Origin of the sequence: Collimonas fungivorans (genome assembly GCF_028292705.1) — a bacterium.
Lineage (GTDB): Bacteria > Pseudomonadota > Gammaproteobacteria > Burkholderiales > Burkholderiaceae_D > Collimonas > Collimonas fungivorans_B.
Genome location: NZ_JAQGLV010000241.1, coordinates 1 through 4,558 on the forward strand (window position 1 = coordinate 1; position 4,558 = coordinate 4,558).

3 protein-coding genes and 1 pseudogene are annotated in these 4,558 nt (G+C 60.0%); all 4 read left to right on the top strand.

Translation table 11 applies throughout. The features are described 5' to 3' along the window. On the top strand, window positions 1-875 hold an 875-nt coding region (locus JWQ61_RS13825), incomplete at its 5' end, for an acyl-CoA dehydrogenase family protein (RefSeq protein ID WP_304361032.1). Between the two features lie 79 nt (window positions 876-954). After that, on the top strand, window positions 955-1,896 hold the full coding sequence (locus JWQ61_RS13830) for a pyridoxal-phosphate dependent enzyme (protein WP_304361033.1): 942 nt from the start codon (window positions 955-957) through the stop codon (window positions 1,894-1,896). A 236-nt stretch (window positions 1,897-2,132) separates the two neighbouring features. After that, window positions 2,133-3,914, top strand: a complete 1,782-nt coding sequence (aceK, locus tag JWQ61_RS13835) for a bifunctional isocitrate dehydrogenase kinase/phosphatase (protein ID WP_304361034.1) — start codon at window positions 2,133-2,135, stop codon at window positions 3,912-3,914. Between the two features lie 136 nt (window positions 3,915-4,050). Next, a pseudogene (locus tag JWQ61_RS13840) lies at window positions 4,051-4,558 on the top strand (acetyl-CoA C-acetyltransferase); the annotation flags it as partial.

Here is a 4,558-nt window from a genome sequence, read left to right on the forward strand (position 1 = left end):
TCAAGCGCAACGGCACTGAGGAACAGAAGCAGAAATACCTGCCGAAGCTGATCTCCGGCGAGCACGTCGGCGCGCTGGCGATGTCCGAGCCGAACGCCGGCTCCGACGTGGTCAGCATGAAGCTGCGTGCCGACTTCAAGGGCGACCGCTGGGTCCTCAACGGCACCAAGATGTGGATCACCAACGGCCCCGATGCCGACGTGCTGGTGGTGTACGCCAAGACCGACCTGGAAGCTGGCGCGCGCGGCATGACCGCGTTCCTGATCGAAAAGAGCTTCAAGGGTTTCAGCGTGGCGCAAAAGCTGGACAAGCTCGGCATGCGCGGTTCGCACACCGGCGAACTGGTGTTCCAGGATTGCGAAGTGCCGGCGGAAAACGTGCTGGGCGGCCTGGGACAGGGCGTCAACGTGCTGATGTCCGGCCTCGATTACGAGCGCAGCGTCCTGTCCGGCGGCCCGCTTGGTATCATGCAGGCATGCATGGATGTCGTCGTGCCCTACGTGCACGACCGCAAGCAGTTCGGCCAGTCGATCGGCGAATTCCAGCTGATGCAGGGCAAGCTGGCTGACATGTATTCGACCATGATGGCCTGCAAGGCTTATGTGTACGCGGTAGGCCAGGCTTGCGACCGTGCCAAGACACCGGCAGCGGCGCGCGCCCTGCGCAAGGACGCCGCTGGAGCGATCCTGTATTCGGCGGAAAAAGCCACCTGGATGGCAGGCGAAGCGATCCAGGCGCTGGGCGGCAACGGCTACATCAACGAATACCCGGTGGGACGCCTGTGGCGCGACGCCAAACTGTATGAAATCGGCGCCGGCACCAGCGAGATCCGCCGCATGCTGATCGGCCGCGAATTGTTCGCGGAAACCCGCTGATCAAATAAATGGTTTGTAGTCTTTTGATTTAATGGCACAATTGACAGAAACGCAACAGCGAGGCACCCGCGTCAGGAACATGACTTCACTGCATATCCACACCGCATTACTGCGACACCCGCAACTTTCCGTCGCACTCGACAAGCAAGTTTTGCTGAAGATGGAAAATACCCAGCCGGCCGGCTCGTTCAAGCTACGCGGGATCGGCCTGTTATGCCAGCGCGCCGTCGCCGGCGGCGCCAGCCACCTGGTGTGCCCGTCGGGCGGCAATGCCGGCTTTGCGGCGGCGTTTGCCGGCGCGGCGCTGGGCGTCAGGACCACCATCGTGGTGCCGCAGACCACCGCGGCGGAAGTCTGCCAGCGCATCCGCGATATCGGCGCCGAGGTGATCGTCCACGGCAGCGTCTGGGATGAAGCCAACCAGCTGGCGCTGCAGCTGTGCGAACAGCCGGGCAGCATCTACATCCCGCCTTTCGATCACCCCGACATCTGGGACGGCAACGCCACCATGATCGACGAAGCGGTGCTGCAGGCGCGCGAGCTGGGCGTCGATTTCGATGTCGTCATCTGCTCGGCCGGCGGCGGTGGCCTGATGAGCGGCGTGCTGAGCGGCCTGCATCGCAACGGTTTGCCGCATATCCCTCTGATCGTCGCCGAAACCGAAGGCGCGGCGTCGCTGAATGCCGCCATGGCGGCCGGTGAACTGGTGACGCTGCCGGCGATCACCTCGATCGCCACTACCTTGGCCGCCAAGCGCGTGGCGGCGGAATGTTTCGCCTGGACCCAGCGCCATGAAGTGCACAGCGTGGTGGTCAGCGACAAACAGGCGGTAAGCGCCACGCTGGCGTTTGCCGACCAGATGCGCACGCTGGTGGAGCCGGCCTGCGGCGCGGCCCTGGCCGTGGCCTACGAAAAACTGCCGGCGCTGGCGCCATACCAGCGGCCGTTGATCGTGGTGTGCGGCGGCATCGGCGTCAGCCTGTCGATGCTGGCCGGCTGGAAGGAGCGGTTCGCGCTATGATCCTAGATTCCTCGGTTGACCGCTTACTCTCGCCTGAAAAGCTTGGTGAGCACGTACTTGTTTTCATTCAATAGAGGCCGCAAATTGGATGACGAGCGCTACACGCGCGATTGCACACTTTTCCGGCCCTCTGGCGTCGTTGCTCCTCCTAGCGGAATGCAGTCCGCGTCGTCGTCGCGCCTAGCCAGAGGGCCGGAAAAATGCACACTCACGCGTGTCCAACCGAGGAATCTAGGATGATCACGTCGGCCAACTTTCCGAAATTACTGTCGTCGCAGATCGCTTTCGATACTGCGCGCATGATCCTGGACGGTTTCGACAAGCATTACCGCCTATTCCGCGAAGCCAGCGTGCTGGCCAAGCAGCATTTCGAAAGCGCCGACTGGAAAACCGCGCAGCTCGCCGCGCGCGAGCGGATCGGCTTTTATGACGCGCGCGTGCATGAGTGCGTGCAGGCGCTGGAAGACGAGTACGACCAGAACGACCTGACCGACCAGGTCTGGCGCGAAGTGAAGCTGCATTACATCGGCATGCTGACCGACCACAAGCAGCCGGAGCTGGCCGAGACCTTCTTCAACTCGGTCTGCTGCAACATCCTGCACCGCACCTATTTCCATAACGATTTCATCTTCGTGCGGCCGGCGGTATCGACCGAATACATCGACACCGACGAGGCCCTGCCCACTTACCGGGTGTATTACCCGGCCAAGGACGGCCTGCATTACACGCTCAAGCGCCTGATCACCAATTTCCAGCTGCAGCGGCCGTTCGCTGACCTCGACCGCGACGTCGCGCTGGCCGAAGAACGGATTGCGCAGGCGTTCGGCGCCAGTGCGACGTCGCTGGAGCCGAATCACCAGATCCAGGTGCTGTCCAACCTGTTCTACCGCAACAAGGGCGCTTACGTGGTCGGCAAGATGATCAACGGCCCGCGCGAGTATCCGTTCGTGGTGCCTATCCTGCATGACCGGAGCGGCAAGCTGGTGCTCGATGCGGTGCTGTTCGACAGCAAGATACTGGCCATCTTGTTCTCTTTCACCCGCGCCTACTTCATGGTCGACATGGAGGTGCCGTCAGCTTATGTGCAATTCCTGCGCAGCCTGCTGCCGAACAAGCCGCGCAGCGAGATCTACACCATCCTGGGTTTGCAAAAGCTGGGAAAAGCGCTGTTTTACCGCGATTTCCTGCGCCATCTGCGGCATTCGTCGGACCATTTTGAAATCGCCCCCGGCATCCGCGGGCTGGTGATGGTGGTGTTCGCCTTGCCCTCGTTTCCGTATGTGTTCAAGGTGATCAAGGATTATTTCCCGGCGCCCAAGGAAACCACCAATGCGCTGGTCAAGGAAAAATACCTGCTGGTCAAGCACCACGACCGCGTCGGCCGCATGGCCGATACCCTGGAATATTCCAGCGTGGCCTTTCCGCGCGCGCGTTTCGCCGACGAACTGCTGGCCGAGCTGAAACAAGTGGCGCCGTCGGTAGTCGAAGAAGACGGCGACGAAATCATCATCAAGCACCTGTATATCGAACGGCGCATGATGCCGCTGAATATCTACCTCAACAACGCCGAGCAGAACGACGACCAGGCGGCGCTGGAACATGGCATTACCGAATACGGCAACGCCATCAAGGAACTGGTCGCCGCGAATATCTTTCCGGGCGACATGCTGTACAAAAATTTTGGCGTGACGCGCCATAACCGGGTCGTGTTTTACGACTATGATGAGATTGAATACATTACCGACTGCAATTTCAGGACTATCCCGCAGCCGCGTAACGAGGAAGACGAGATGTCTGCCGAGCCCTGGTATTCCATCGCCAAGAACGATGTCTTTCCGGAACAATTCGGTGTATTTCTTCTCGGGAACCAGAACGTGAAAAAATACTTTATCAAGCATCATGCGGACTTGTTGACTCAGCAATATTGGCAACAACACAAGCAACATATACTTGAAGGACATTTCGACGACGTTTTTCCGTATCCGCAGGAATGCCGGTTTACCCATACACAAAGTTAATTTAGCAGCAACATGCGCAGCAACAAGACCGGACCGTTTTATTTTTAACCAACCAGGCAGCAAAGCCGCTCACGGGAATCGCAACAGGAAGCGATACCGAAGTGGCTTACAAGTTGTCGTAATCTGGAGAAACAACATGAATGACCCAATCGTTATCGTCGGTGCAGCACGTACTCCAATGGGTGCGTTTCAGGGTGATTTTTCGTCATTGACCGCCAGCGACCTGGGCGCAGTGGCGATCAAGGCCGCCGTGGAGCGCGCCGGCCTGAAACCGGAGCTGGTCGATGCCGTGTTGTTCGGCAATGTGCTGCAAGCCGGCCAGGGCCAGGCGCCGGCACGGCAGGCAGCCATCAAGGCTGGTTTGCCGGTATCGACCACAGCCGCCACCATTTCCAAGGTATGCGGATCGGCGATGCAAGCCACCATGTTCGCGTTCGACGCCTTGCTGGCAGGGACCAATGAAGTTGTGGTCGCCGGCGGCATGGAATCGATGACCAATGCGCCTTACCTGCTGCCGAAGGGCCGCAGCGGCTACCGTGTCGGCCACGGCACGATCCTCGACCACATGATGCTGGACGGCCTGGAAGACGCTTATTCCAAGCTGGAAAACGGCGGCGGCCGTTCGATGGGCACATTCGGCGAAG